Origin of the sequence: Micromonospora siamensis (genome assembly GCF_900090305.1) — a bacterium.
GTDB classification, from domain to species: Bacteria; Actinomycetota; Actinomycetes; order Mycobacteriales; family Micromonosporaceae; genus Micromonospora; species Micromonospora siamensis.
In genome coordinates this window covers 4,765,487-4,790,602 of the sequence record NZ_LT607751.1, presented here as the reverse complement: position 1 = coordinate 4,790,602, position 25,116 = coordinate 4,765,487, and the positions used below count along the sequence as shown (strand labels likewise).

Annotated in this window: 26 protein-coding genes; 14 read left to right on the top strand and 12 right to left on the bottom strand. The window is 73.9% G+C overall.

Translation table 11 applies throughout. The features are described from left to right. Positions 1–10 precede the first annotated feature (10 nt). The 7 genes from GA0074704_RS21750 to GA0074704_RS21720 form a co-directional block, all read right to left on the bottom strand. Positions 11–553, bottom strand: a complete 543-nt coding sequence (locus tag GA0074704_RS21750) for an SET domain-containing protein (protein WP_088972214.1) — start codon at positions 551–553, stop codon at positions 11–13. A 12-nt stretch (positions 554–565) separates the two neighbouring features. After that, on the bottom strand, positions 566–1,120 hold the full coding sequence (gene mug, locus GA0074704_RS21745; RefSeq protein WP_088973872.1) for a G/U mismatch-specific DNA glycosylase: 555 nt from the start codon (positions 1,118–1,120) through the stop codon (positions 566–568). Between the two features lie 397 nt (positions 1,121–1,517). Further along, positions 1,518–2,279: an SDR family oxidoreductase gene (locus GA0074704_RS21740; protein WP_088972213.1), complete on the bottom strand. Its 762-nt coding sequence runs from the start codon at positions 2,277–2,279 to the stop codon at positions 1,518–1,520. A gap of 44 nt (positions 2,280–2,323) precedes the next feature. After that, complete coding sequence (locus GA0074704_RS21735) at positions 2,324–2,773, bottom strand: hypothetical protein (protein WP_088972212.1); 450 nt, start codon at positions 2,771–2,773, stop codon at positions 2,324–2,326. After that, the gene (locus GA0074704_RS21730) at positions 2,770–3,588 is read right to left on the bottom strand and encodes a DUF692 domain-containing protein (protein WP_088973871.1); all 819 of its coding nucleotides are present in this window, start codon (positions 3,586–3,588) and stop codon (positions 2,770–2,772) included. Before GA0074704_RS21730 ends, GA0074704_RS21735 begins: the two co-directional genes overlap by 4 nt. Then, positions 3,585–4,514, bottom strand: coding sequence for a TIGR04222 domain-containing membrane protein (locus tag GA0074704_RS21725; protein ID WP_088972211.1), 930 nt, complete (start codon positions 4,512–4,514; stop codon positions 3,585–3,587). Before GA0074704_RS21725 ends, GA0074704_RS21730 begins: the two co-directional genes overlap by 4 nt. Positions 4,515–4,619: 105 nt before the next feature. Continuing rightward, a complete protein-coding gene (locus tag GA0074704_RS21720) occupies positions 4,620–5,192 on the bottom strand; it encodes a TetR/AcrR family transcriptional regulator (protein ID WP_088972210.1) in 573 nt (190 codons plus the stop codon). 108 nt (positions 5,193–5,300) lie between these two features. On the opposite strand from GA0074704_RS21720, the gene GA0074704_RS21715 reads away from it, so the two are divergent. The 3 genes from GA0074704_RS21715 to GA0074704_RS21705 all read left to right on the top strand — a co-directional run bounded on the left by GA0074704_RS21715 (position 5,301) and on the right by GA0074704_RS21705 (position 8,022). Next, complete coding sequence (locus GA0074704_RS21715) at positions 5,301–6,191, top strand: carbon-nitrogen hydrolase family protein (protein ID WP_172880692.1); 891 nt, start codon at positions 5,301–5,303, stop codon at positions 6,189–6,191. Positions 6,192–6,254: 63 nt separating this feature from the next. After that, entirely contained in the window at positions 6,255–6,899 is a 645-nt protein-coding gene (locus GA0074704_RS21710; protein WP_088972209.1) for an HAD family hydrolase, read from the top strand. Positions 6,900–7,068: 169 nt separating this feature from the next. Next, the gene (locus tag GA0074704_RS21705; RefSeq protein ID WP_088972208.1) at positions 7,069–8,022 is read left to right on the top strand and encodes a serine protein kinase RIO; all 954 of its coding nucleotides are present in this window, start codon (positions 7,069–7,071) and stop codon (positions 8,020–8,022) included. A gap of 90 nt (positions 8,023–8,112) precedes the next feature. Here the strand turns inward: GA0074704_RS21705 and GA0074704_RS21700 are convergent, their stop codons facing one another. After that, positions 8,113–8,361: a DUF2630 family protein gene (locus tag GA0074704_RS21700; protein WP_088972207.1), complete on the bottom strand. Its 249-nt coding sequence runs from the start codon at positions 8,359–8,361 to the stop codon at positions 8,113–8,115. 427 nt (positions 8,362–8,788) lie between these two features. Between GA0074704_RS21700 and GA0074704_RS21695 the strand changes: the two genes are divergently transcribed. The 8 genes from GA0074704_RS21695 (at position 8,789) to GA0074704_RS21660 (ending at position 17,323) form a co-directional block, all read left to right on the top strand. Further along, a complete protein-coding gene (locus GA0074704_RS21695; RefSeq protein WP_088972206.1) occupies positions 8,789–10,147 on the top strand; it encodes a cytochrome P450 in 1,359 nt (452 codons plus the stop codon). Then, positions 10,144–11,055 (top strand): terpene synthase family protein, encoded by a 912-nt coding sequence (locus GA0074704_RS21690; RefSeq protein WP_088972205.1) that lies wholly within the window; start codon positions 10,144–10,146, stop codon positions 11,053–11,055. The genes GA0074704_RS21695 and GA0074704_RS21690 overlap by 4 nt, the downstream gene beginning before the upstream one ends. Then, a complete protein-coding gene (locus tag GA0074704_RS21685) occupies positions 11,052–12,665 on the top strand; it encodes a prenyltransferase/squalene oxidase repeat-containing protein (protein ID WP_231926635.1) in 1,614 nt (537 codons plus the stop codon). Before GA0074704_RS21690 ends, GA0074704_RS21685 begins: the two co-directional genes overlap by 4 nt. Positions 12,666–12,766: 101 nt before the next feature. Beyond that, positions 12,767–15,313: a sensor histidine kinase gene (locus tag GA0074704_RS21680; protein WP_088972204.1), complete on the top strand. Its 2,547-nt coding sequence runs from the start codon at positions 12,767–12,769 to the stop codon at positions 15,311–15,313. A 90-nt stretch (positions 15,314–15,403) separates the two neighbouring features. Further along, complete coding sequence (locus GA0074704_RS21675; protein ID WP_088972203.1) at positions 15,404–15,835, top strand: roadblock/LC7 domain-containing protein; 432 nt, start codon at positions 15,404–15,406, stop codon at positions 15,833–15,835. Further along, entirely contained in the window at positions 15,832–16,218 is a 387-nt protein-coding gene (locus GA0074704_RS21670) for a DUF742 domain-containing protein (RefSeq protein ID WP_088972202.1), read from the top strand. The genes GA0074704_RS21675 and GA0074704_RS21670 overlap by 4 nt, the downstream gene beginning before the upstream one ends. Beyond that, positions 16,199–16,807 carry a GTP-binding protein gene (locus tag GA0074704_RS21665; protein ID WP_088972201.1) on the top strand — a complete coding sequence of 203 codons (609 nt, stop codon included), beginning with the start codon at positions 16,199–16,201 and terminating at the stop codon, positions 16,805–16,807. The genes GA0074704_RS21670 and GA0074704_RS21665 overlap by 20 nt, the downstream gene beginning before the upstream one ends. A gap of 33 nt (positions 16,808–16,840) precedes the next feature. Further along, positions 16,841–17,323, top strand: coding sequence for a GNAT family N-acetyltransferase (locus GA0074704_RS21660; protein ID WP_088972200.1), 483 nt, complete (start codon positions 16,841–16,843; stop codon positions 17,321–17,323). A gap of 19 nt (positions 17,324–17,342) precedes the next feature. Here GA0074704_RS21660 and GA0074704_RS21655 read toward each other — a convergent pair whose 3' ends face one another. Further along, positions 17,343–18,434, bottom strand: a complete 1,092-nt coding sequence (locus GA0074704_RS21655) for a winged helix DNA-binding domain-containing protein (protein ID WP_197697564.1) — start codon at positions 18,432–18,434, stop codon at positions 17,343–17,345. Positions 18,435–18,516: 82 nt separating this feature from the next. After that, complete coding sequence (locus GA0074704_RS21650) at positions 18,517–21,369, bottom strand: aconitate hydratase (RefSeq protein ID WP_088972199.1); 2,853 nt, start codon at positions 21,367–21,369, stop codon at positions 18,517–18,519. Between the two features lie 159 nt (positions 21,370–21,528). On the opposite strand from GA0074704_RS21650, the gene GA0074704_RS21645 reads away from it, so the two are divergent. Then, entirely contained in the window at positions 21,529–21,888 is a 360-nt protein-coding gene (locus GA0074704_RS21645) for a VOC family protein (RefSeq protein ID WP_088972198.1), read from the top strand. A gap of 156 nt (positions 21,889–22,044) precedes the next feature. Beyond that, entirely contained in the window at positions 22,045–22,698 is a 654-nt protein-coding gene (locus GA0074704_RS21640) for a DedA family protein (protein ID WP_088972197.1), read from the top strand. A 64-nt stretch (positions 22,699–22,762) separates the two neighbouring features. On the opposite strand, the gene GA0074704_RS21635 is transcribed toward GA0074704_RS21640, so the two are convergent. Together GA0074704_RS21635 and GA0074704_RS21630 are read right to left on the bottom strand one after the other, a co-directional pair. Then, the gene (locus tag GA0074704_RS21635; RefSeq protein ID WP_088972196.1) at positions 22,763–23,422 is read right to left on the bottom strand and encodes a C39 family peptidase; all 660 of its coding nucleotides are present in this window, start codon (positions 23,420–23,422) and stop codon (positions 22,763–22,765) included. 767 nt (positions 23,423–24,189) lie between these two features. Continuing rightward, positions 24,190–24,381, bottom strand: coding sequence for a hypothetical protein (locus tag GA0074704_RS21630; protein WP_088972195.1), 192 nt, complete (start codon positions 24,379–24,381; stop codon positions 24,190–24,192). A 45-nt stretch (positions 24,382–24,426) separates the two neighbouring features. Between GA0074704_RS21630 and GA0074704_RS21625 the strand changes: the two genes are divergently transcribed. Continuing rightward, a complete protein-coding gene (locus GA0074704_RS21625; protein ID WP_088973867.1) occupies positions 24,427–25,089 on the top strand; it encodes a hypothetical protein in 663 nt (220 codons plus the stop codon). Positions 25,090–25,116 lie beyond the last annotated feature (27 nt).

Here is a 25,116-nt window from a genome sequence, read left to right as displayed (position 1 = left end):
CCCTCGCCGGTCAGCCGCCGTCCGACCGGATCCGGTCCAGCAGGGCGGGCACCCAGTGCGCGCCGTAGCGTTCGCGCAGGGCGGGCAGCCGCCAGTCGTCCCCGGTGACGGTCCCGCGGCACAGCGTCGACCCGCACGAGCAGCTCATCCGGAACTCCGGTTCGCCCGTGCTGGTGGCGTAGTCGTTGGTCAGCTCCTCCCCGGCGGCGATGTCCCGCCGCGCCGCCAGCTCGTACGGCCCGACCCACCAGAGGTTCGGGTCGCAGCTGTGGTTGCCGTAGCCGTTGGGCCGGCGGGGCGGCAGCACCAGGTGCAGGTGCGGCCGGACGACGATCGTGTCGACGTACGGCCGGCGCGGGTCCGCCGCCGCCGCGGCGAGGATCGCGCGCAGCTCGCCGGTGTCGACCAGCCGTCCACCCAGCCGGGACACCACCGTGCCGGCCGGGACGGGAACGCGGGCGAACAGGCCGCGCCCGGCGATCGGCGACGGGAGCACGGCCACGTCGGGGTGCAGCCAGCAGTCCGGCTCCGGCGGCGGTTCGACGGCCGGCACGGGCTGCGGCGCTCAGCGGCCCGTCGCGGCGTGCAGCTCGGCGAACGCCGCCCCCAACGTCACCGGGGTGAAGTGGGCGTTCAGGCCGCTCGGGTTGGGCAGCACCCAGAGACGGGCCCCGCCCAGCGGCTCCGGCTGCGGACCGAAGCCGGCCTTCGGTCGGGCGAACCCGATCCGGTACGCCGTCACCCCCACCACGGCCACCCAGCGGGGCCCGTACCGCCGCACCTTGTCGGTGAGGAGCTCGGCCCCCGCCAGCAGTTCGGCCGCGGTCAGCTCGTCGGCCCTGGCGCTCGCCCGGGCCACCATGTTGGTGATGCCCAGCCCGTAGCCGGGCAGGTCGTCCTGCTCACTGGGGTGCAGTTGGCGGGGTGTGAAGCCACCCCGGTGCAGGGCCGGCCAGAAGCGGTTGCCCGGCCGGGCGAAGTGCCAGCCGGTCGCCGCCGACCAGAGCCCCGGATTGATCCCCACGAAGAGCACGTCCAGCCCGGGCGCGATGACGTCGGGCAGGGTCCGGTCGGCCGCGGCGGCCAGTTCCTCCCGGGTGGGCCGGGGATGGCGCCCCAGGAGGGACTCCCGCGCCGGATCCGGCCCGGGCTCAGCCTGGTCCGGGGCGCGTCCCGGCTGCTCCGGCCGATTGCCGGCGGAGTCGCGGCCCCGCCCCGGCGTCCGGCGGGCCGGCCCGCGCCCGGCGCGCCCCGACCCCGGACGGTCCCGACCGCCCGCGGTCACTGGACCGCCTTCGTTCGCGGCTGCGGGGCTCGCAGGCCCGGCTCACTCCTCGCGCTCACAGGACCGCCTTCGTTCGCGGCTGCGGGGCTCGCAGGCCCGGCTCACTCCTCGCGCTCACTGGACCGCCTTCGTTCGCGGTTGCGGGGCTCGCAGGCCCGGCTCACTCCTCGCGCTCACTGGACCGCCTTCGTTCGCGGTTGCGGGGCTCGCAGGCCCGGCTCACTCCTCGCGCTCACAGGCCGCGGAGCGCGCCGCCGTCGACCGGCAGGGTGAGCCCGGTCAGGTAGCTGGCGGCGGGGGAGAGGACGAAGGCGGCCACCTTGCCGAACTCGGCCGGCTCGCCCACCCGGCCCAGCGGGATCTCGGCCTCCGCCGCGGCCCGGGCCCGCTCGGGGTCGCCGGAGGCGGCGAAGAGCTCCCGGTTGCGGTCGGTCAGGATCCGGCCGGGGAGCAGCCCGACCACCCGTACGCCGCGGGGGCCGTACTCGTCGGCGATGTCCTTGGCCACCCCGGCCAGGCCGGGGCGCAGGCCGTTGGAGATGCCCAGGCCGGCCAGCGGGCTGCGGGCCGAGGTGGAGAGCACCAGCCCGATCGCGCCTCCGTCGGTGAGCGCGGCGGCGACGGTGCGGGCGGCGCGTACGGTGCCCAGGAAGACGGTCTCGAAGGACTCCCGCCACTGCTCGTCGGTGACCTGCGCGGCGGTGCCGCGGGGTGGTCCGCCCACCGAGATCAGCGCGCCGTCGAGGCGGCCGAAGTGTTCCCGGGCCGCGGCGACCAGTCGCTGCGGGGTCTGCGGGTCGGTCAGGTCGCCGGTGAGGCCGATGGCGTGCTGCGGGCCGCCGAGCGCCTCCACCGCCTGTGCCACCCGTTCCGGAGCACGGGCGGAGAGCACCACCCGGGCGCCGTCGGCGACCAGCTGCTCGGCGGTGGCGAAACCGAGGCCGCGGGAGGCGCCGGTGAGCACGTACACCCGGTCGGTGAGTCCGACATCCATGGACCGATCCTGCCGCACCCTGTAGGGGGGCACCACGGTCGGGGTCAGCGCGGGGCCGGGCGGAGCAGGCGTACCCGACCGGCGAGCTGCACCGCGACGGCGCCGCCGGCCCGTCGCACCGCCGGCAGCCGGCGCGCCCTTGGGGGCCGGCGCCCGTCGTAGTGGACCATCGCCTCGCGCAGCGCCAGCTCCTCGGCGGCCACCGGCGGCAGGGCGACCCGGTCGCGCAGCGCCCGGGCCAGGTCCCAGCCGTCGCGCAGCCCGCCGTTGCCCGGGCGGCCCGCCGCCCAGTCGGCGAAAACGACCGGCCAGTCCGCGCCGAGGCCGGCGGCGAGCAGCGGCCAGTGCCGGGCGACCTCGCCGCCGCGTTTGCGCAGCAGCGCCCGGCGGGCCGCGTCCACCGGGCCGGCGGCGAAGCCGGGCGGCAGCGGCCCGGCGGCCACCAGCGCCGCGACCAGCGCCGCCTGCCGGGTGGCCAGGTCGGAGCCGGTCACGTGATCACCGGGTGTCCCGAGGCGGCGGCGAGGGCGTCCAGCTCGGCGCGCAGCGCCGCCGCGGGCGGGTAGTGGCCGTCGCGCTCCAGCAGCAGCGCCGGCGGCCGTCGCCGCGAACACAGCTCCCGGACCAGCTCGAGCACCTCGGCGGGGACCGGATCGGTGTGCGTGTCGTGGTAGTAGCCGCCCTGCTCGGCGCCGCCCGCCACGTGCACGTACGCGATCCGTTCCAGCGGCAGCCGGTCGAGCAGGGCCAGCGGGTCGTCGCCCCGGTTGCGGGCGTTGGCGTACACGTTGGCCACGTCGAGCAGCAGCGAGGCGTCGGTGGCGGCCAGGATCTCGGTGAGGAAGTCGGCCTCGTCCAGCTCGTCGTCGGGCCAGTCGAAGAGCGCGGCGATCGGCTCCAGCGCGATCGGCACGGGCAGCTCGGCCCGGGCCCGGCGGACGTTCGCCACCACCGCCGCCACGGCCTCCCGGCTGCGGGGCAGCGGCAGCAGGTGGCCGGCCTCCAGCCCGCCCGCCCGGACGAAGGCGATGTGCTCGCTGACCAGGGGCGCGTCGACCAGGGTCGCGACCCGGGCGAGGTGGGCGACGCGAGCCGGGTCGACCGGTTCCGCGCCGCCGAGGGAGAGCCGTACCCCGTGGGGTACGACGGTGACGCCCCGCCCGCGCAGCTCGGCGAGACCGTCCGGCAGCGGGCCGTCGGCGGTCAGCGCCTCGGCCACCACCTCGACGAACCGCACCCCGGGCAGCCCGGTGACGAAGCCGGCGATCTCCGGCCGCCAGCCGATGCCCACGCCCGCCGGTGCGGTCACCCCCCGCACCCGCCGCCACCGCCGCAGCCGCCCCCACCGCCGCAGGAGCTGCCCCCACCGCACGAGGAACCGCCGCCGCAGGAGCTACCCGACGAGCCGGTGGAGGTGTACCCGCCGCCGGATGCGGCGATCGCCTGGCGCTGGATCTCCGCCTGCTCGGCGAAGCCCGGGTCCATCGCCCAGAGCGTGGCGGTGCCGAACAGCGCCACCCCCATCGCCGCGTCGGAGGCGCCGTAGGTGGCGTACGCCGGGGCGGCCGAGGGCGCCAGGTAGGTGTGCCGGCGGCGCAGCTCACGCAGCGCGTGCTGGGCGGCGCGGGTCCGCCAGGGGACCCGGTTGAGCAGGAGGGTGGCCACGATCAGCGGCAGCAGGGTGAGCACCAGGTAGCCCACCGGGCGGTCGTTGGACAGCCCGGCGAAGACCCGGAATCCGCCGAGCAGCACCAGCGCGAAGAGCAGCATCGGGCCGCGCCGCAGCGCCACCCGGCGCTGCGGCGACACGGCCAGTCCGCGCTGCTCCAGCCCGGTCCGCAGCTGCTCCAGCGCCCGGTCGACCCATTCGTCGCGGCGCAGCTCCCGGCTGTGCAGGTGCCGGGACGCGGCGTGCTGGATCGCCTGGTCGAGCGGGGTGGCGCCGGCCGGGGGCGGGCCGCCGGTGGTGAGCCGCCGATCGGGCCGGACGCCCACCGACCCGCCGCCGCGCAGGCCGCCCAGCGCGGTCCAGATCGCCAGCTGCTCGCCGCCGTTGAGGTAGGCGACCTGCTGCGGGCCGAGCGGGGGGTACGCGCCGTTCGGGTCGCCCTCGAGGGCGCGGCGTCGGTGCACCAGCGTGCCGACCAGCAGTACCGCCGCGGCCAGCAGATAGAGCCGGAGGAAGACGGGGCCGGCGACGCCCCAGGTGTCGCCCGGTGCGGCGAGGATCGACATGGTTCTGGCTCCTGTCGCGCGAGGGGGAACGCGCCACCATTGTGGAGGGGGCACGCCAGCCGGGGACCGGGCCGGGCGTCGAGTTACCGAGCCGAGACCTGCCGGTCAGCGCCGGCGGACGGCCTCCTCGACCAGGTCGAGCACCGGACCCAGGTCGCCGGCCGGGCGACCCATGGCCAGGTGCAGCACCAGGCCGTCGTAGGCCAGCTCCAGGAACTGGGCCAGCACGTCGATGGGTACGTCCTCGCGCAGCACCCCGGCCTCGCGCTGGCGGACCAGCCGGTCCCGGGTCGCCTCGGCGATGGCGGCGGAGCGTTCCGCCCAGCGCCGGGCGAAGGCCGGGTCGGTGCGCAGTCGGCGGGACACCTCGAGCTGGCTGCCCAGCCAGCCCGTCGTGTCGGGGGAGACGGCCCGGGCCAGCAGGTCCCGCATGACCTGCACCAGACCGTTGCGGGCCACCGTCTCCACCATGGCCGCCGCGTCGTCCTCGGCGACGGCCAGGAAGAGCGAGTCCTTGTCCCGGAAGTGGTGGAAGATCGCGCCACGGGAGAGCCCGGTGGCCTCCTCCAGCCGGCGCACGGTGGCGCCCTCGTAGCCGTGCCGGGCGAAACAGGCCCGCGCCGCACCGAGGATCTCCTGCCGGCGCGCGTCGAGCTGGTCCTGACTTACTCTGGGCACGGGTCGATCGTCGCAGGTGGGCGGACGTCGTGCAAACCGTACGTACGGCTTGGGATGGCCCGTCGTTCATGATCACTACGGTCGGGGTGGACGACCTATGATCGGCCGGTGACCTCACCCCGGGCCGCCGCCTCCGCCCCGCCTCCCGTCACCCCGCTGCCGACCGTGCCGCTCGCCGTCGCCGCCGTGCAGGCCGAACCGGTCCCCGGGGACGTCGCCGGCAACGCCCGCGCCGCCGGCGCGCTCGCCGGGCGGGCCACCGACGCCGGTGCCCGGGTGGTCGTGCTGCCGGAGCTCTTCCTGCCCGCGTACCACCCACCGACGCTGGCGGCCGACCCGGCCGGGACCGACGTGCTGGCCGACGCGGCCGGTCTGGTGGACGATCCCCGCCTCGACCCGCTGCGCGCCGCCGCCCGGGCCGGCGGCCTGACCGTGGTGGTCGGCGCGGCCGTCCGGTTGCCCGACCGGCGCCGGACCATCGCCGCGCTGGTCGTCGACCCGGCCGGCACGGTCCGTGCCGGCTACCACAAGCAGCAGCTCTGGGGCGACGAGCGCGACCTGTTCGACCCGGGTGACCGGGGCGCCACCCTGGTCGTCGACGGCTGGCGCCTCGGCCTGGGCATCTGCTATGACGGCTGCTTTCCCGAGCACGGCCGGGCCGCCGCGGCCGACGGCGCGCACGGCTACCTCTGCCCGTCCGGCTACCTGGCCGGCTCCGCGCACCGCCGCGACCTCTACTACGCCGCCCGCGCCCTGGACAACACCATGTACGTCGTCTTCGCCAACGCCGTGGACGGCGCCGATCCGTGGCGGTTCAACGGCGGAGCCGCCGTCTACGACCCGCAGGGCCGCCCGCTGGTCCGCGGCGCCGACACCGGCACCGACGTGCTCGTCGCCACCTGCGACCCGGCCCTGCTCGCCGACACCCGAACCGCGCACACCATGCTCGCCGACCGCCCCGCCGGACCGGGCGCCGGCCGGACGCAACTGGCCGGCTGACCGCCCCGGAGGTGGGACGGTAGGCCCTGTCGGCGGTCAGCGCGGTCCCGTAGGGTTTCGCGGGTGCCGCTGCTCCTGCTTGACCTGGACAACACCCTGCTCGACCGGGACGGGCCGTTCCGCGTCTGGGCGGAACGTTTCCTGGCCGGGATCGGCGCGCCCCCGGCCGACCTGGACTGGCTGGTCTCGATCGACGCGGACGGCCTGACCGACCGCTGGGACGTGGCGGACGCCATCCGCGACCGGTACGCGCTGCGCATCCCCTCCATCGACCTGGTGGAGGAGCTGCACGACGGCGTGGACGAGCACTGCCGGCTCGACCCGCTGGTGGCCTGCGCGCTGCGGATCGCGCGGGACGCCGGTTGGGTGCCCGTGGTGGTCAGCAACGGGGTGGTACGCCAGCAGGACGCGAAGATCAGACGGACCGGCCTGGACCGGTACGTCGCCGACTGGGTGATCTCCGAGGAGGCCGGGGTGAGCAAGCCCAACCCGCGGATCTTCGCGCTGGCCGCCCAGCGGGCCCGGATGCCGCTTCGCGGCGCCTGGGTGGTGGGCGACGGCCCGGAGGCCGACATCGGGGGAGCCACCGCGGTCGGCCTGCCCAGCGTGTGGCTGCACCGGGGCCGGGCCTGGTCCGACGACCGGTTCGCCCCGACCCGTACGGCGGACGGGCTGATCGCCGCCGTCGCTACGGTGCTGGCCGGCTGACGCCGCCGTAATTCGGTTGCCGGCGGTGGCGCGGCGGTCCAGCATGGTGCCGGCGCGTACGCGTCCCCGGGCGGTGCCCGGTCGAGGAGTGAAGGAGGTCGGTCATGGCCGTCTTTGCAGGGTCGTTTCACCTGCCTCCACCAGCCTCGATCAAGGGATCACCGACACCGTGCGCGAACACGACTTCGCGGCGCGCGAGCGCCGTACCCGCGGCAAGAGCCGCTTCGACGACGACGAACCACACTTCCTGAGGCACGGCCGGCCGGAGCCGGTCCGGTCCGCCACCGAACTCGAACTCGACGGCGACCACCTCGAACCGGACCCGGAGCTGGGCGACCCCTGGTCGTCCTGGGACGCGGCCGTGCACGGCCCGGAGCCACATCCGACGTGGCTGGTGACCGAGCTGGCCGCCCGGGACACCGAGCTGGGCATCCTCAAGACCGGCAAGGAGGCGGACGTCCACCTGCTCCGCCGGGCGGTGCCGGAGACCGACCGGTCCTGCCTGCTGGCGGTGAAACGCTACCGGGACCCCCGGCACCGGCTCTTCCACCGGGACGCGGGCTACCTGGAGGGGCGGCGGGTCCGCCGGTCCCGGGAGAACCGGGCGATGGCCGGGCGGACCGACTTCGGCCGGCAGATGATCGCCGGTCAGTGGGCCGCGGCGGAGTTCGCCGCGCTCGGCCGGCTCTGGGAGATCGGCGCCGAGTACGGGAGCATCGCCGTGCCCTACCCGGTGCAGCTGCTCGGCACCGAGCTGATGCTGGAGTTCGTCGGCGACCCCGACCGGGGTGAGGCGGCGCCCCGGCTGGCCCAGCTCCGTCCCGGACCCGGCGAGCTGCGCGCGCTCTGGGAGCAGCTGGTCGACGCCCTGGTGGTGCTGGCCCGGGCCGGGTACGCCCACGGCGACCTGTCGCCGTACAACCTCCTGGTGCACCGGGAGCGGCTGGTCATGATCGACCTGCCGCAGGTGGTGGACGTGGTGGCCAATCCGCAGGGGCCGGAGTTCCTGGCCCGGGACGTCCGGGTGGTCGCCGACTGGTTCACCTCGCGGGGACTGCCCGCGGAACGCACGGACCAGGACGCCCTCACCGAGCTGCTGCTCCGCGAGGCGGGCCTGCGCTGAGTCGGGTCCCGGTGCCGGCCGGCCGGGCCGGCACCGGGGCCGCCCGATCCGGTCCCCGGGCGGCCCGCCGCCGCCCGGGGACCCGGAATCTCACTGAAGGTAACGCTCGACCTCCGGGATCGGGCGTTCGCCCTGGGCCTCCGGGTCGCCGTGCGCCTGGCGCGCCGCCCGCCGCCGGCGCAGCAGGTCCCAGCACTGGTCCAGTGACTCCTCCAGCTCGCGCAGCCGGTTCTTCGCCTCGTCGTCGGTGCCGGCCTCGTGCTCCTGAGCAGACGAGCGCAGCTTGTGCTCCTCGTCCACCAGCTCGGAGATCCGGTTCAGGATGGTCTTGTCGTCCATGCCCTGAGCCTGGCACAGGCTTCCCGGGCGTGGTGGCATTCACCCGCCGCGAATTCCGTCCGCGCCCTGTCCAGAGGCGGTCGCGGTGTCGCCCGAGGGGCGGGGCCGATGTCCGGCGAGACCCTCCTGCCGCCGCCCGGCCCGGCCGGTCATCCCCGCGTCGTCGCCCGGTCCGCCGCGAACCGGCACCGGATGATCACTCCCGAGGTCGGCCGGCGGTCGGATCGCTGCGAGCGCCGTCACCCCGCGGTCCTGCGGATCGTCGTGGGGAGCATGCATAGCTGTCGATCAGTGGAAATTCCACCGACCGCACTAGAGAAAGTCGACCAGGCAGTGGCATGCTCTGCCGGATCGTCTACTCACCACAGTCGTTACGCGACGGACAGTGTCCGAAGGAGGCTCCGCGCAGGTGCGAGTACCAGAGACCATGCCGGCCGATGCCCGACGAGCGGACGTGGTCCCGCTGCACCACGTGGTGCCGAACCTGCTCCGGAACCCCGCACGCGCCCTGGTGGAATTCGGCGAACGTTCCAACGGCGACGTGGTGAGGCTCAACCTCGGATCGTTCCGGCCCTACCTGGTCACTCGCCCCGAACACCTGCAGCAGGTCCTGCGCGAGAAGGCCGGCAACTACGTGCGGGCCGGGGACGCGCTGCAGTGGCGACCACTGAAGCGCCTGTTCGGTGAGGGCATCCTCAGCGACGGTGAACCCTGGTCGAACAGCCGGCACATCCTGCAGCCGCTGTTCACCGCCCGCCGGATCGACGGGCTGGTGGATCGGCTGGCCGAGGCGATCGAGGAGGCGGTCGACGAGCTGGACGAACCGGCCAGGGCGGGCCGACCGGTCGACATGGGCGCCGAACAGGCGCGGATCGTCTGCTCCGCGATCATGCGGGTCCTCTTCGCCGACAAGATCTCCGTGCCGGACGCGCTGCAGATCATGGAGGCACAGGACGCCATCGCCTGGTCCGTGATGCCGCGCATCCTGCTGCCCTGGGCCCCGCTGGCCATGCCGATGCCCGGTGACCGCACGTTCCGCCGATCGGTCCGGCTCATCGACGAGGTGCTGCTACCGATCGTCCGTACCTCCCACCGGACCGCCGAGTCCGACGGCGACGACGTCATCTCCACCCTCTGGCGCGGGCGCACCGAGGACGGCGGCCGGCTCGACGAGCGCCAGGTCCGCAACGACACGGTCTCGATGGTCGCGACGGCCACCGAGACCACGATCAGCGTGTTGACCTGGCTCTGGCCGCACATCGAGCAGGATCCGCAGGTCGCCGCCCGGCTCCAGGCGGAGATCGACCAGGTGGTCGGCGGGGCCCCGGTCCGCCGCGAACACCTCGGCCAGCTGCGGTACACCCGGCAGGTGCTCGACGAACTGCTCCGGATGTACCCGATCGGTTGGCTCTTCCCGCGCCGGGCGGTCGAGGCGGACGTGATCGGCGGCGTGGGAATCGAGGCGGGCGCCACCGTCGTGGTCAGCCCGTTGATCACCCACCGGATGTCGACGTTCTGGGACCGGCCGGAGGTCTTCGACCCGGACCGGTTCACCCCCGAGCAGGTACGCGGGCGACACCGGTACGCGCACTTCCCCTTCGGGGGCGGCCCGCACCAGTGCATCGGCATGCACCTGTTCTATCTGGAGGCACTGCTCATCGTGGCCACCGTGCTGAGCCGGTTCCGGTTCCGGCTCCAGGACCCGACGCCGCCGAGGATCAAGGTGGCGGCGGCGCTGCGGCCGGTCGGCCGGGTCGAGGCGACCCTGCGGCCGGTCCGGGCATGACCCCGCTCTCCGGCTGGTCGCCGGCCCACGGCGGCGACCAGCTGGTGCTGGCCGCGGAACAGGGCCGGATCTGCGCCCTCGCGACCAAGGGGCAGCGCGACCTCCAGGACCGCGTCGCCGCGTACCCCGATCTCTTTCCGTCCCGGCCGTTCGACCCGGCGCTGCTCGGCAACGTCGCGATGACCATCGCGTTCGGCGCCCCCTGGTGTGACGTCTCGCGGCTGCGGGTCGTGAACCGGACCGTGCTCTGGATCTTCGCGGTCGACTGGCTGGTCGACTACGTGGCGACGTCCCGGGACGAGATCGACCGGTTGACCGCGGACTGCCTGGCGGTGGCGGACGGCCGCGCTCCGGCCGCCGACGACCCGCTGGGCCGGTTCCTTGCCGAACTCCGCGACGAGCAGGCCACCGCGGCGGCCTTCGCCACCCACCGTGCGGTGTGGCGGGGCGAGCTGGCCAGGATGCTCGACGCCATGGCTCGGGAGTGGGAGTGGAAGAAGGCCACGGGACCGGGCCGGCTGCCCAGCCTGGCCGAGTACCTGGACAACGCGGCCAACCTGGCGTCCACGCTGACCAACGTCGTGCACTGGATCCACTCCGACGACCCGGCGACGCTCGCCCACCTCGACGAGCTCGTCGTGGCCAGCGACGAGGTGCAGCGCATCCTCCGCCTGATCAACGACCTCGCCACGTACGAGCGCGACCTGCGGTGGGGGGACCTGAACTCCCTGCTGCTGGTGTCGGACCGGACCGAGGTCGAGCAGTTGATCCCGGAGCTGATCACCCGCGCGCGCGAGCTGATCGCCCCGCTGCGGGTGAGCTGCCCGGTCCAGGCGGACTACCTGGACCGGCAGATCGGCTTCAGCAGCGGCTTCTACGGGTCGACGGACTTCTGGGGGGCGCTGTGACCGTGTTGCCGGCGCCCACGCTGGCGGGGGACGGGACGCACGTGGCAGAGGCGGCGCGCGAGCTGATCGCGGCGATGATGCTCGAGCCGACCGGTCGGATCACCCCCTCGGTGTACGAGACCGGCCGGCTGGTCTCCGATGCGCCCTGGCTGACCGGCCACGGCCGGCGCCTCACCCACCTGCTCGTCACCCAACGCCCCGACGGCGGCTGGGGCGCACCGGGCGGTTACTCCGTGGTGCCGACGGTGAGCGCGGTGGAGGCCCTGCTCAGCGCGCTCCGCGCCGCCCCCGGCGGGCCGCGCCGGGCCGACCTGGCCGCCGCGGCGGGTCGCGGGTTGGCCGTGCTGTCCGGATGGCTCGCCGACGGGCCCTCGCTGCCGGACACCCCGGCGGCCGACCTGATCGTGCCGGCCCTGGTCGAGCGGATCAACGGTCAGCTGGCGCGGTTCGGCGAGCGCCCCGACGGCTGGCCCCGGGCCCTGCCCGGGGTGGACCGCCGAAGGCTGGACGCGCTCCACGCGCTGCTCGCCGCCGGCCGGCCGGTGCCGCTGAAACTGCTGCACGCCTTCGAGGTGCTCGGCCCGGCCGCGCTGCGCCGGCCGGACATCACGCCGGTCGCCGGTGCCGTCGGGGCCTCGCCGGCGGCGACCGCCGCGTGGGTGAGCGCCGGAGGGGGGCCGGGCCTGCACCGGACGGCGCTGGCCTACCTGGAGGCGGCCGTCGGACAGCACGGCGGCCCGGTGCCCTGCTGCACGCCCATCACCGTCTTCGAACGGGGGTGGACGCTCAGCACCCTGTCCCGGGCCGGCGTGCCGTTCCGGGCCGCGCCGAAGCTGGTCGCGGAGCTGGCCGCCGCCCTCGGACCGCAGGGCACCCCCACCGGACCGGGGCTGCCGGCCGACGCCGACACCACCTCGGTGACGCTCTACGCGCTGGCGCGGCTCGGTCACCCGGTGGAGCCGACGAGTCTCCTCGGCTACGACCTGGGCAGCCACTTCTGCACGTGGCAGGGGGAGGACGGAAGCTCGGTCACCACCAACGCCCACGTGCTGGAGGCGCTGGGCTGGCACGTCCGGCACACCGTGTCCGGCGCTGACCGGTACCGCGCCCGGACGGCCGCGCTCGCCCGGTGGCTGTGCGACATCCAGCAGCCCGACGGGTGCTGGGCCGACCGGTGGCACGCCTCGCCCTACTACGCCACCTCGTGCGTGGTGCTGGCGCTGGACGGCTACGCGCCGACCGGTGCCGCCGCCGCGGTGGACCGGGCCGTCGACTGGGTGCTGGCCACCCAACGGGCCGACGGAGCCTGGGGGCGCTGGTCCGGCACCGCCGAGGAGACCGCGTACGCGCTGCACGTCCTGCTCGGCGTCCGCGGACCCGCCCGGCGGGGCGTGCGGGACGCGGTGCGCCGGGGCCTGGCGTACCTGGAGACGACGGACTCCCGCCGCGACGACCCACCACTGTGGCACGACAAGGACCTCTACACCCCGGTGCTGATCGTACGAGCGGCGGTCGTCGCGGCTCGGCAGCTCGCGCTGACCACATCGGACCCGGGATGGGCGGCAGCGGCGGGACCAGCGTCCGGGGCATCCATGATCAGGGGCGCTTGAGTGACACAGCCGACGCTGCTAGCGTGCGCCGGGGTCGATACGCGAGCGCTGGGCCGCGCCGCCGACTTTCGGATCACACGGCCAAGGCCAGGGACGGTGTAATGGGTTCCCGCAGTTCCAACCTGCGTACCAAGGTTGTTGCCCTCCTGGTCTCGCTCGTCGCACTCTGGGGCTTCACCGCGTGGGTCACCATCCGCGACGGGGTGAACCTGCTCGGGGTGCAGGCGTACGACACCAAGGTCTTCGACCCGACCGAGCCGTTGCTGTTGCAGTTGCAGCTGGAACGCCGCACGTCGGTGATCTACCTGGGGCGACCCGACGACGAGCGGCGGGCGGCGCTGGCCGACATCCGCGAGCGCACCGACCAGCTCGCCGTGGACTTCAAGAAGTCCAGTGAGAACTGGCAGGTCGACCTGTTCGCCGGCGAGGGACTCGACCGGCGGATCAACGAGCTGGTCGCGGGTCTCGACGACCTGGCTCGGACGAGGGCGGCCGTCGACGACAGAAGCATCGACCGGACCGAGGCGAATGCGGCCTTCACCGGGTTGATCGAGACGATCTACCGGCTCTACGACGCGCTCGGCAACCTCGACGACGAGCAGGTCGCCGAGGACACCGCCGCGCTGATCGTGCTCAACCGCTCCCGCGAGCTGCTGTCCCAGGAGGACGCCCTGCTCGCCGGGGTGCTCACCGCCGGACGGATCACTCCGGCCGAGCGGGCGCAGTTCACCCGGACCGTCGGTGCGCGTCGGTTCACCGCGACCCAGGCGATCTCCCGCCTGCCGAGCGCGGACCAGTTGCGGTACCAGGAGATGTCGGAGGGTGAGACGTTCACCCGGCTGACCAACCTGGAGAACCGGGTGATGACGGTGGACGTCAGCTCGAAGCCGCCGTTCGCCGCCCAGGCCTGGGACGACGTGTCCGCCCCCGCGCTGACCGAGATCGCCGACGTCGTCCTGGCCGGTGGTGACGACGTGGTCGACCGGGCCACCCCGGTCGCGGTGGGGGTCATCGTCCGGCTGGTCCTCGCGGCCGGCCTGGGGCTGCTCGCCGTCATCGCCTCGATCGTCGTGTCGATCACCACGGCCCGCGCCCTGGTCCGCCAGTTGGAGCGGCTCCGCGAGGCGGCCTTCCAGCTGGCCAACGAGCGGCTGCCCGGGGTGGTGACCCGACTGGGCCACGGCGAGGAGGTCGACGTCGCGGCCGAGGCGCCACCGTTGGAGTTCGGCGACGACGAGATCGGCCAGGTCGGCAAGGCGTTCAACGCCGTCCAGGAGACGGCCATCCGCACCGCGGTCGAGCAGGCCGACCTGCGCCGCAGCGTGCGGGAGGTGTTCCTGAGCCTGGCCCGGCGTACCCAGGCGCTGGTCCACCGGCAGCTCACCCTGCTGGACACGATGGAACGGCGGGAACACGACGCGGAGGAGCTGGAGGACCTGTTCCGGGTCGACCACCTCGCCACCCGGATGCGGCGCAACGCCGAGAACCTGATCGTGCTCTCCGGCTCGACGCCCGGCCGGGCCTGGCGGCGCAACGTGCCGATGGTCGACGTGATCCGGGGCGCGGTCGCCGAGGTCGAGGACTACACCCGGGTCAACGTGCTGCCGCTGGGCGCGGTGTCGCTGGCCGGCCGCGCGGTGGGTGACGTCATCCACCTGCTCGCCGAGCTGATCGAGAACGGCCTGTCCTTCTCCCCGCCGCACACCAGCGTGGAGGTGCGTGGGCAGCTGGTCGGCAACGGCTTCGCCATCGAGATCGAGGACCGGGGCCTCGGCATGACCGAGGAGGACCTGGCCGCCGCCAACCACCGGATCACGGACCGCTCGGAGCTGAACCTCGCCAACGCGACCCGGCTGGGCCTGTACGTGGTGAGCCGGCTGACCGAGCGGCACGGTGTCCGGGTGCGGCTGAAGGAGTCCCCGTACGGCGGCACCACCGCCGTCGTGCTGATCCCGTTGGAGCTGGTCACCGCGGACGGCGAGGACCCGAGCAGCTCCGGTGGCTTCCCGGCCGGCACGGGCGTCGCGGGGGAGGGCCGACCGGTCGTGCCGGCGCCGACCCCCGCCGGGACCGTGCCGGCCGCCGGCGCGCCGGCGGTCGCCACGGCGGCGGCGGACGGCGAGCGCCCGGCGTCGCCGCCCGTCGTTTCCCGGCCGCGCTCCGCCCCCGCCGAGGCGGCCGAGCCGGACGGCCTGCCCACCCGCTCCCGGGGCACCACCACCGCGGCGCCCGACGGCCTGCCGACCCGCGCCCGTCGGCCGCAGCGGGCCGGGCTGGACGACCCGACCAACGCCCCCGGCCTGCCCACCAGGGCCGCCCCGGCGGGCACGATGTCCACCATGGATGCCGATGCCGATGCCGGGGTCGCCGGTGACCCCCTGCCCGCCGAGCCGCCGCGCACCGACACCGGCCTTCCGGTGCGGGTACGCCAGGCGAGCATCGTCCCCGAGCTGCGGGCCGATCCGGCCGCCGAGGAGGACACCGACGACGACGCGGCCCGACCGCCGGAGCAGGTACGCCGGATGATGAGCTCCTACCAGACGGGCACCCGGCGCGGGCGGACGGACGCGGCGCGGCTGCTCGGTGGCGCCGGCTCCGGCGCCCCGGGCGGGACGGCACGCGACACCGGCGACGAGCAGGCGACCTGAGCGGACTCCGGCGCGTACCCGCGCCGGATGCGACCGCAGGCACCCCCAGACGGACAACGGCGACACCAGCCGGGGAGAAGAGGACGACGAGTGGCGCAGAAGACGGCTTCGAGTGCCGACCTGACGTGGTTGCTGGATGATCTGGTCGGCCGGGTGAAGCAGGCCGAACACGCTGTCGCGCTCTCCACAGACGGCCTGCTGATGGCCTCGTCCCGGGGCCTGAGCCGTGACGACGGCGAGCATCTGGCGGCGATGGCGGCGGGCATCCAGAGCCTGGCCCGGGGAGCGGGCAAGCGGTTCGGCGGTGGTCAGGTGCAGCAGACCATCATCGAGATGCAGTCGTCGTTCCTCTTCGTCACCGCGGCCGGCCGCAACGCCTGTCTGGCCGTGCTGGCCGCCGAGGACGCCGACGTCGGGTTGATCGCGTACGAGATGGCGATGCTGGTCACCCGGGTGGGCAAGTTCGTGGCCTCCCCGAGCCGCGTGCCCGAACAGTCGGCCGGCGAGAATGCGGCGCGATGACGGCCAACGGGGAGCCCGAGGAGAACCAGTGGGTGGATGACCAGGCCGGGCCGGTGGTGCGCCCGTACGCGGTCACCCGCGGCCGGGCCCGCCCGGTCACCGGCACGTTCGACCTGATCTCCCTGGTGACGGCCACCCGTGCAGACGCGGCGCCGGAGGCCGGGCTGGGCCCGGAGCATCTGGCCATCGTGGGCCTCTGCCAGCGGATGCAGTCCGTGGCGGAGGTCGCCGCCCACCTGGACCTGCCGGTGGGCACCATCCGGGTCCTCCTCGGTGACCTGGTGGCCCGCGAGTTGGTGCAGGTCCGAGAGCCGCGGGCAACCGCCGGCGTTCCCGACGACAGTGTTTTCGAGGCGGTAATCAATGGACTACGGGCACTCTGAGCGGCCGGCGGGAGCGGTGCCGCTGCCCACCGCGATCAAGATCCTGATCGCCGGTGGCTTCGGCGTCGGCAAGACCACCATGGTCGGCGCGGTGAGCGAGACCCGACCGCTGCGCACCGAGGAGGTGCTGACCGAGACCGGGGTCGGCATCGACGACCTCTCCGGCGTCGAGGGCAAGGTCACCACCACGGTGGCGATGGACTTCGGCCGGATCACCATCAGCGACGACCTAGTGCTCTATCTCTTCGGTACGCCGGGGCAGGACCGCTTCTGGTTCGTCTGGGACGAGTTGGCGCTGGGCGCGATCGGGGCGGTGGTGCTGGCGGACACCCGCCGGCTGGCCGACTGCTTCCCGTCGATCGACTACTTCGAGGGGCGGGGCACGCCGTTCGTGGTGGCGGTGAACTGCTTCGAGGGCGCCCGGCACTACCGCCTGGACGAGGTGCAGGCCGCGCTCAACCTCGACCCGGGGGTGCCGGTGCTGCTCTGCGACGCCCGGCAGCGCGAGTCCAGCAAGGAGGTGCTCATCACGCTGATGGAGCACGCCATGAAGACCCGCGAGGCGCGCCGCCGCGCTGTCGAGGGCTGACCGGGTCGGGGCGGCCGTGGGAGGCTGTGCCGCATGACCGAGGTGCATGTCCGCTCGATGTCCCCCGACGAGTTCGACCGCTGGCAGACCGACCTCGCGGTCAGCTACGCGCGCAGCCACGTCGAGGCCGGCAACTGGCCGGCCGAGGAGGCTCTCGACCGGGCCCGGGAGGCCAACGCCGCCCTCCTGCCGCAGGGGATGGCCACCCCCGGGATGATCTTCCTGGTCGGCGCGCTGCCCGATGGTGCCCCGGTCGGGCACCTGTGGATCGGCCTGACCCACCCGAAGGGGCTGGCCGGCTGCGCCTATCTCTACGACATCGAGGTGCTGCCCGAGCGTCGTGGCCAGGGCCTGGGGCGGGCCCTGCTGGCGGTGGGGGAGGAGGCGGCCCGGCAACGCGGCGCCGCCGCCCTCGAACTGAACGTCTTCGGCGACAACGCGCCCGCCGTCGGCCTCTACCGGACGTCGGGCTACCGGGTGTCCACCCAGCAGATGCGCAAGGACCTGCGCGGGTGAACCACCGGGCCGTCGCCCGTCAGCCGTCGAAGCCGACCCCGGCGAGGGTGACCCTCCGGTGCGCGGCCAGGCGTTCGGCCTGCTCCACCACGGCTCGCCGCCGGCTCTCGGCCAGGCCCTCCCACGGCCGCACGGCGACGGTCAGGCGGCTGCCGGCCTTGCGGGGCCGCCAGGTGCCGACCAGCTCACCGTCGACCAGGACGGCTCCCGGCCGGCCGAGCACCGGCCACAGTTCCGCGGCGTGCCCGGCGTCGGGCACCAGCGTCGCCCGGTCCCGGGCCTGGAGGAAGAGGTCGAACGGGCCGAGCAGGCGGACTCCTGTCGCGTCGGCGGAGGTCAGTGACTCCGCGTCGGCCGCCAGCAGCGACCGCCTCTCGCCCTCGACCGTCACCTCGACGGTGTCCTCCGGCCAGCGGGCCTTGACCTCCTTGACCGGGGCGTCCAGGTAGCCGGCCACCTCCCGGGGCGTGGCCGGGCCGAGCAGCCGCAGGTAGGCCCGGATCAGGTCGAACCGGTCGCCCGCGTCGGCGGCCTTGCGGAAGCCCGGGATGCGCCGCAGCACCGGCGGCGAGGTGCCGGCCCGCAACTCCAGCCCGGCCCGCACGGCGGCCAGCCGGAACGGCATCTCGAACAGGTGCGTGGCCTGGCACGGCCGGCAGAAGCGCAGGTAGGGCTCCGGCATCACCGCGGCCAGCCGAGCGGAGACCTCCCCCTTGACCGTCGGACGGGTGACGACCGACCGCATCTGTGCGGCCAGCTCGTCCAGGGCGGCGAGGATGCCGATGCCGGCGGCCTTCAGCGGCTTGGCGGCGTCGTAGATCCGCTTGCCCGCGTCGGCGTCGGACCACGGCTCGACGGCGGCGGCCACCCGCCCCACGTCGGCCCGCCGGTAGAGGTGCGGCGCGCCGCGCACGGTCCACAACAGCACCAGCTCGTCGCCGGAGCCGGCGGCCGAATCGACGCCGCGTAGGGCGAGCGCCCAACCGGCGCCGTCCGGCCCGGTGTCCTGCACGCCGAGGTCGAGCAGGGCGGTGTCCGCCGGGACGCCCGCGGCCCTGGTGAGCTGCTGGGCCTGGACACGGAAGCTCATCACCTGACGCCGGTCGACCACCCGGTCACCGTACGCGGTGCCACCGACAACGACGGGCCCCTCCCCGCGGATGGCGGAAAGGGGCCCGTCGGGGCGTACGACGTCAGTTGGCGATCATGCGCCGCAGGACGTACTGCAGGATGCCGCCGTGCCGGTAGTAGTCGGCCTCACCGGGGGTGTCGATCCGGACCACGGCGTCGAACTCCACGCCGGTGTCGGTGGTGACCTTCACCGTACGCGGGGTCTCGCCGTCGTTGAGGGCGGTGACGCCGCTGATCGAGAAGGTCTCCGTGCCGGTCAGGCCCAGCGACTCGGCGGTGGTGTCGACCGGGAACTGCAGCGGCAGGACGCCCATGCCGATCAGGTTCGAGCGGTGGATCCGCTCGTACGACTCGGCGACGACCGCCTTGACGCCGAGGAGCATGGTGCCCTTGGCCGCCCAGTCGCGCGACGAGCCGGAGCCGTACTCCTTGCCGGCCAGGATGACCAGCGGGACGCCCGCCTCCTGGTACGCCATCGAGGCGTCGTAGATCGACGACTGCTCGCCGGTCAGGTGGTTGACGGTGAAGCCGCCCTCCACGCCCGGGACCAGCTGGTTGCGCAGCCGGATGTTGGCGAACGTGCCCCGGATCATCACCTCGTGGTTGCCCCGGCGGGAGCCGTACGAGTTGAACTCGTGACGCGGCACGCCGTGCTCGGCGAGGTACTTGCCGGCGGGGGAGTCGGCCTTGATCGAGCCGGCCGGGGAGATGTGGTCGGTGGTCACCGAGTCGCCCAGCCGGGCCAGCACCCGGGCGCCGGCGATGTCCTGCACCGGGGCCGGCTGCTGCTGCATGCCCTCGAAGTACGGGGGCTTGCGGACGTAGGTGCTGTCCCCGGCCCAGGCGAAGGTGTCGCCGGTCGGGGTGGGCAGCGACTGCCAGCGCTCGTCACCGGCGAAGACGTCGGCGTACGCGGCGCTGAAGCCGGTCGCGCCGATCGCCTGGGCGATGACGTCCTGGATCTCGGCGCTGTTCGGCCAGATGTCGCGCAGGAAGACCGGGTTGCCCTCGGTGTCCTCGCCGATCGGCTCGTTGGCCAGGTCGATGTCCATCGTGCCGGCCAGCGCGTACGCGACCACCAGCGGCGGGGACGCCAGGTAGTTCATCTTGACGTCCGGGTTGATCCGGCCCTCGAAGTTCCGGTTGCCGGACAGCACCGACACGACGGCGAGGTCGCCCTCGTTGACCGCGGCGGAGACCTCCTCCGGCAGCGGGCCGGAGTTGCCGATGCAGGTGGTGCAGCCGTAGCCGACCAGGTTGAAGCCGAGCTTGTCCAGGTAGGGCGTGAGGCCGGCACGCTCGTAGTAGTCCATGACGACCTTGGAGCCCGGGGCGAGGGTGGTCTTCACCCACGGCTTGCGGGTCAGGCCCTTGTCGACGGCGTTGCGGGCCAGCAGCGCCGCGCCGATCATCACCTGCGGGTTGGAGGTGTTGGTGCAGGAGGTGATCGCGGCGATCACGACGGCGCCGTGGTCCAGCTCGTAGGTGACGCCGTCGGCGCCGGTCACCCGGACCGGGTTGGTGGCCCGGCCACCGGCGCCGGCCGCGGCGGTCTCCAGGTCACGCGGCTCGTCGGCCGGGTCGCTGAAGTCGTTGGCGGGCGGGTCGCTGGCCGGGAAGGACTCGGCGCTGGCCTCGTCGGCCGGGCCGTTGGCGCCCCGGGGCAGCTGCTCACGGGCGACGCTCGGCTTGAGGTCGCGCTCGTCGGTGGAGTCGGCGGCCACGTAGTCGGTCAGCGCCGAGCGGAACAGCGTCTTGGCGCTGCCCAGTGGCACCCGGTCCTGCGGGCGCTTCGGGCCGGCCAGGGACGGTTCGATGGTGCTCAGGTCGAGCTCCAGGCGCTCCGAGTACTCCGGCTCGCGGTTCGGGTCGTGCCAGAGGCCCTGCTCCTTGGCGTACGCCTCGACCAGGGCGACCTGGGACGCGTCGCGGCCGGTCAGCTCCAGGTAGCGGACGGTCTCGGCGTCGATCGGGAAGATCGCGACGGTGGAGCCGTACTCCGGGGACATGTTGCCGATGGTGGCCCGGTTGGCCAGCGGCACGGCGCTCACGCCGGGGCCGTAGAACTCGACGAACTTGCCGACCACGCCGTGCTTGCGCAGCATCTCGGTGATGGTCAGCACCAGGTCGGTGGCGGTGGTGCCGGCCGGCATCTCGCCGTGCAGCTTGAAGCCGACGACCCGGGGGATCAGCATGCTGACCGGCTGGCCGAGCATGGCCGCCTCGGCCTCGATGCCGCCGACGCCCCAGCCGAGCACGCCGAGGCCGTTGACCATGGTGGTGTGCGAGTCGGTGCCGACGACGGTGTCCGGGTACGCCTGGCCGTTGCGCTCCATGATCGTGCGGGCCAGGTACTCGATGTTGACCTGGTGCACGATGCCGGTGCCCGGCGGGACGACCTTGAACTCGTTGAACGCGGTCTGGCCCCAGCGCAGGAACTGGTAGCGCTCCTTGTTGCGCTCGTACTCCAGCTCGACGTTGCGCTCGAAGGCGTCCTCACGGCCGAACAGGTCGGCAATGACGGAGTGGTCGATGACCAGCTCGGCGGGGGCCAGCGGGTTGACCTTGGTGGCGTCGCCGCCGAGGTCGCGGACGGCCTCGCGCATGGTGGCCAGGTCGACCACGCAGGGCACGCCGGTGAAGTCCTGCATCAGCACCCGGGCCGGGGTGAACTGGATCTCCACGCTCGGGTCGGCGGTGGGGTCCCACCCGCCGAGCTGCGAGATGTGGTCGGCGGTGATGTTCGCGCCGTCCTCGGTGCGCAGCAGGTTCTCCAGCAGGATCTTGAGGCTGTAGGGCAGTCTGTCGTGCCCCGGAACCTGGTCGATCCTGAAAATCTCGTAGCTCGCGTCTCCGACGCGCAGCTGGGTCTTCGCACCGAAGGTGTCGAGGCTCGCCACGTCGTACTCCTTCACACCAGCGACCGTGAGTAGTCCTGAGCAGTCTGTCGCACCCGCCTGGACCTCGCCCAGGTTAGGCGGCACTTACCGCCGATTCTCGTTCCTACAAAACCGTACGTCCGTCTTGCTATTAACGCAACCTCGTGTCAGGGTGCGGGACGAGGAGGTGCCACCATGATCCATCACGTCCTGCTCGCCTGCCCACGCGGCTCCGAGGCGGCGTCCCGCTCCTTCTACGCCGGCCTGCTCGGGATGACCGAGAAGACCAAACCGCCGGCCCTCGCCGCCCGCGGTGGCTGCTGGTTCACCGGGTACGACGCCGAACTGCACCTGGGAGTCGAGGACGACTTCCGTCCCGCGCGCAAGGCCCACCCCGCCCTGATCCGCCCCGACCTGGACGCGCTCGCCGAGCGGCTCGCCGCCGCCGGTCACCCGGTCACCTGGGGTGACGACGAGGTGCCCGGGATGCGCCGCTTCCACACCCACGACCCGCACGGCAACCGACTGGAGTTCCTCACCCCGATCGCCGGCTGAGCCGGCGTCGTACCGGTTGAGCCGGCGTCGCACCGGCCGGTCGCTCCGCCCCGGACGGGGGTGGGCGGGGCACCGGCCGGGTCGACCGTCCGTGAGCGACCCGCCCCGGCCCGGCGACCCGGGTAGGGTTCGAGGTCGGACCGGAAGGGGTGACGGGTGGTCGACGTACAACACTGGCTCTCGGCGCTGCCTCCGCTCACCGTCTACCTGATCGTCGCCGCAGTGATCGGCGTGGAGAGCATGGGCGTGCCGCTGCCCGGCGAGATCGTCCTGGTCAGCTCGGCGCTGCTCGCCGCGACCGGGGTGGTCGAGCCGGAGTGGGTGGCCGCCGCCGCGGCGTTCGGCGCCATCGTCGGCGACTCCATCGGGTACGCCGTCGGCCGCCGGGGCGGCCGGCCCCTGCTGCACCGGCTGGGCCGGCGGTTCCCGAGGCACCTGGGCCCGGCACAGATCGCCCGGGCCGAGCAGAGCTTCGCCCGGCACGGCGTCTGGGCCGTCTTCTTCGGCCGCTTCGTGGCCCTGCTGCGCATCCTCGCCGGGCCGCTGGCCGGCGCGCTGCACGTGCCGTACCGCCGGTTCCTGCTGGCCAACGCGGCCGGCGGCCTGGTCTGGGCCTTCGGCACGACGTACCTGCTCTACAGCGTGGGGCGGGCGGCCGAGCACTGGCTCAAGGACATCTCCTGGGCCGGCCTGGTCGTCGCCGTGCTGGCCGGCGTCGGCAGCACCTGGTGGCTGCGCCGCCGGGCGCACCGGGGGGCGGCCACCGAACCCACCGAGCAGACCGAGCCGGTGGCGACCGCCGACCGCTGACCCCGGGTACGCCGAAAGGGCCCGACCCCGGGTGGGGGGTCGGGCCCTTGTCGGTTGATCGGGGTCAGCTGGCGGTGTAGCCGCGGGTGGCGATCCAGTCGGCGAGGTTGTCCACGCTCATCCGGTAGGAGGCCATGTTCGGGTCGGCCGAGTCGGCGATCGTCACGGTCTTCCCACCATCGCGGTAACCCACCACGGAGATGTAGTGCCCGCCCTCGAAGGAGTGCGTGTTGCCGTCGGTGTCCACCGCGGTGCCGGCGATGTTCGCGACCACGGCCCGGCCGTCGTCGACGGTCTCGACGATGTCGGCGCGCAGCTTGTCGGTCTGCTTGTCGTCGGCCTTACGGTCCTTGATCTCCACCGACCGGTACACGTCCTTACCGGTCTCCTTGTTCAACACCGGAGTGATGTCGTTGATGCTGTTGGTGCCAGCCTCGGTCGTGCCCATCTCCTTGGCCATCGCGTCGACGTTGATGTCCTTGCCCTGGACGGAGAGGGCGTTGCGGGTGGCGGCGGGGCCGCAGTAGTAGAAGTTCGGCTGCGCCTCGTAGCGCACGTTGAGCTCGCGTTCGCCGTGGCCCTTGCGGTCGGTCTGGACCTGGGCGGTCGGGGTGCCGGTGGCGGGAGCGGCCTGGGCGGCGATGGCGGGGCCGGCGATTCCGCCGGCGGTGGCGATGACGCCGGTGGCGGTCAGGACGGTCTTGCGCAGAATGTCGGTACGCATGATGGCGTGCTCCTCTGCGTTCGGGGGTGTGCGCGGCGGGTGATGCGGGGGTGCCGCGCGGGGGGGAAAGTCTGCGGGGTCCCGGCGCTCACGGGGGTGGCTGCTCGGGTGGCCCGGGGATGTAACGGCCGGTGGCCGGGGATGATTCCCGCCGGCTCTGCCGGGGACCGGTGCTTCGCGGTCCGGGGGTGTAACGGTGCGGCTCGCTCCGGCATTCCGCCGGGGCCTTGCCGGGGACCGGTGCTGCGCGGTCCGGGGGTGTAACCGTGCGGCTCGCTCCGGCATTCCGCCGGGTCTTGCCGGGGGCCGGCGGGCTGGGAGTGCCTGCGGTATGCCAGGTACAACGCCCCGGCCCCGCCCGCGATTCCGCCCCCCGAGTGCCGCCCGCCACCGGACGCCGCTCACAAACCCGACACCCGGAACACCGCAACCGGACATTCCGCCCATGCTGCCTGGCGGCGACATGCGTGAGTGGAACGCCATGGATGTCAAACGGGCCCGGAGACAGCCATGGTGTTCCACCCGCGGGTGGAAGCGCCCGGTGGGCCGGCTCTGCCCTACCCTCCGCGTCATCGCCGACGTCGGACCGTCGGGGGCAGGGGTCCGCCTCCCGGATGCCGCGAGTGGGCTGTCCGGGCGGAGTGATGGTGCTGGGTTCGGCAACCGGGGCCGCGCGCCCGGCCGCGCGCCCGGCCTTGGCAGTGCCCCGGCCCTGGCGCTGGCAGTCGCGCCCGCTGTGGCGTCGGCTGTGGCAGAGGCGGCGGGTGTCAGGCGGGGTCGTCGGCCGGGGTGGTGACGGCGGTGGCCTGGGCGTGCCGGTCCCTAAGCCGCGCCCGGATCTCCTCCGGCGTGTACGCCCGGCGGCGCCGCTCGGCGCGCGCGATGACCACACCGGACGCCGCCACTCCGGCCAGGCCGGCCAGTCCGAGCACCTTCCACCACCGCATCCGTTGCCGCATCGGCTTAGGGTAGTCGCTCATGAGCCAGTGCAGCGAGGCGACGGCATGAGCATCAGCTTGGACGAGGCGGTCGAGCTGACCCGTACCGGGGACGTGTGGGTCTTCCGGGGCCGCAGCGTGCCCGACCGGGCCATCCAGTTGACCACGAACAGCCCGGTCAACCACGTCGGCATGGCGGTCGTGCTGGACGACATGCCGCCGTTGATGTGGCACGCCGAGCTGGGCCGGTCGTTGCCGGACATGTGGTCGGGCACCCACCAGCGCGGCGTCCAGCTGCACGACCTGCGGGACGCGGTCTGCGTCTGGGCCAACCGGTACGGCCAGCGCGCCTGGCTGCGCCAGCTGGAGCCGCCGGCCGGCCCGGAGATGGAACAGGCCGTGCTGCGGACGGTCGCCCGCCTCGACGGCACCCCGTTCCCGTCCACCGCCCAGCTCGCCTGGCGTTGGGCGCGGGGCCGGGTGCCCAACGTCCGGCTGCCGAAAGTGCCCCGGCGGGAACGCCCCGCCGCCGCCCCGTCGGACCGCACCCTGGAGAAGGCGTACTGCGCCGAGGTGGTGGCGGTGACGTACGAGGCGATGGGGTTGCTGCCCGCCGGACGCCGGCCCAACTGGTACGACCCGGGACGCTTCTGGAGCGGGGACGACCTCGGGCTCACCGGGGAGGCCCGGCTCGGTGCCGAGATCGAGGTACGGATACCGGCGCGTTGAGGTTTGCCGAGGTCGGCGGGGGGCAAC

What these genes read in the sequence shown, in the direction of transcription:
- GA0074704_RS21695 (WP_088972206.1), top strand. Translation starts at nt 8,789, where the DNA reads ATGCCGGCCGATGCCCGACGAGCGGACGTGGTCCCGCTGCACCACGTG.
- GA0074704_RS21740 (WP_088972213.1), bottom strand. Translation starts at nt 2,279, where the DNA reads ATGGATGTCGGACTCACCGACCGGGTGTACGTGCTCACCGGCGCCTCC.
- GA0074704_RS21690 (WP_088972205.1), top strand. Translation starts at nt 10,144, where the DNA reads ATGACCCCGCTCTCCGGCTGGTCGCCGGCCCACGGCGGCGACCAGCTG.
- GA0074704_RS21660 (WP_088972200.1), top strand. Translation starts at nt 16,841, where the DNA reads ATGACCGAGGTGCATGTCCGCTCGATGTCCCCCGACGAGTTCGACCGC.
- GA0074704_RS21630 (WP_088972195.1), bottom strand. Translation starts at nt 24,381, where the DNA reads ATGCGGCAACGGATGCGGTGGTGGAAGGTGCTCGGACTGGCCGGCCTG.
- GA0074704_RS21680 (WP_088972204.1), top strand. Translation starts at nt 12,767, where the DNA reads ATGGGTTCCCGCAGTTCCAACCTGCGTACCAAGGTTGTTGCCCTCCTG.
- GA0074704_RS21665 (WP_088972201.1), top strand. Translation starts at nt 16,199, where the DNA reads ATGGACTACGGGCACTCTGAGCGGCCGGCGGGAGCGGTGCCGCTGCCC.
- GA0074704_RS21670 (WP_088972202.1), top strand. Translation starts at nt 15,832, where the DNA reads ATGACGGCCAACGGGGAGCCCGAGGAGAACCAGTGGGTGGATGACCAG.
- GA0074704_RS21625 (WP_088973867.1), top strand. Translation starts at nt 24,427, where the DNA reads ATGAGCATCAGCTTGGACGAGGCGGTCGAGCTGACCCGTACCGGGGAC.
- GA0074704_RS21635 (WP_088972196.1), bottom strand. Translation starts at nt 23,422, where the DNA reads ATGCGTACCGACATTCTGCGCAAGACCGTCCTGACCGCCACCGGCGTC.
- GA0074704_RS21645 (WP_088972198.1), top strand. Translation starts at nt 21,529, where the DNA reads ATGATCCATCACGTCCTGCTCGCCTGCCCACGCGGCTCCGAGGCGGCG.
- GA0074704_RS21700 (WP_088972207.1), bottom strand. Translation starts at nt 8,361, where the DNA reads ATGGACGACAAGACCATCCTGAACCGGATCTCCGAGCTGGTGGACGAG.
- GA0074704_RS21725 (WP_088972211.1), bottom strand. Translation starts at nt 4,514, where the DNA reads ATGTCGATCCTCGCCGCACCGGGCGACACCTGGGGCGTCGCCGGCCCC.